General features: G+C 55.9%; 1 protein-coding gene. It reads left to right on the top strand.

All coding sequences use genetic code 11. The annotated features are described in order from the left end of the window. Positions 1 to 47: 47 nt before the first annotated feature. Positions 48 to 533 (top strand): recombinase family protein, encoded by a 486-nt coding sequence (locus ACTQV4_RS10350; RefSeq protein ID WP_441569787.1) that lies wholly within the window; start codon positions 48 to 50, stop codon positions 531 to 533. Positions 534 to 546 lie beyond the last annotated feature (13 nt).

Here is a 546-nt window from a genome sequence, read left to right as displayed (position 1 = left end):
GATGACGCGGAAACGGCCCCTCCCGGGGCCGTTTCAGTTCCAGATCGTTGTTTTCGCCCGCTGAGCTGGGCCTATGCCGGAATCTCTCCCACAGAAACCACCGAAGAGCCAAGTTTTTTGTGGACGACGGATTTTCCGGCGTGAGTTTTGAGCGCGAGGGGCTGCAAGCGATGTTGCAGGAAGTGGAAGCCGGACGAGTGGCGACGGTCATTACCAAAGACCTTTCCCGTCTTGGCAGAAACTATCTGAAAACGGGCGAACTCATAGAGATTGTATTTCCCGAAAACGGAGTACGCTATATCGCGATCAACGACGGAGTTGACACAGCGCGGGAGGATAACGAGTTTACTCCCTTGCGGAACTGGTTTAACGAGTTTTACGCCCGCGACACAAGCAAGAAAATCCGCGCAGTTAAACAGGCACAGGCGCAAGACAATATGAGAAAGCCATTTGGGTCGCCTCCCCCGCGGCGCAGCTTCTTTTCGCGGGCTCGGGATGCCACAATGGGCTTTGAGTATCGGCCCGTGCGGTAGCCCTTACCGCACC

The sequence above is a fragment of the Collinsella sp. LCP19S3_B11 genome, from assembly GCF_052121915.1.
In the GTDB taxonomy this organism is placed as follows: Bacteria; Actinomycetota; Coriobacteriia; order Coriobacteriales; family Coriobacteriaceae; genus Collinsella.
This window is presented reverse-complemented; position numbering and strand designations above follow the sequence as displayed.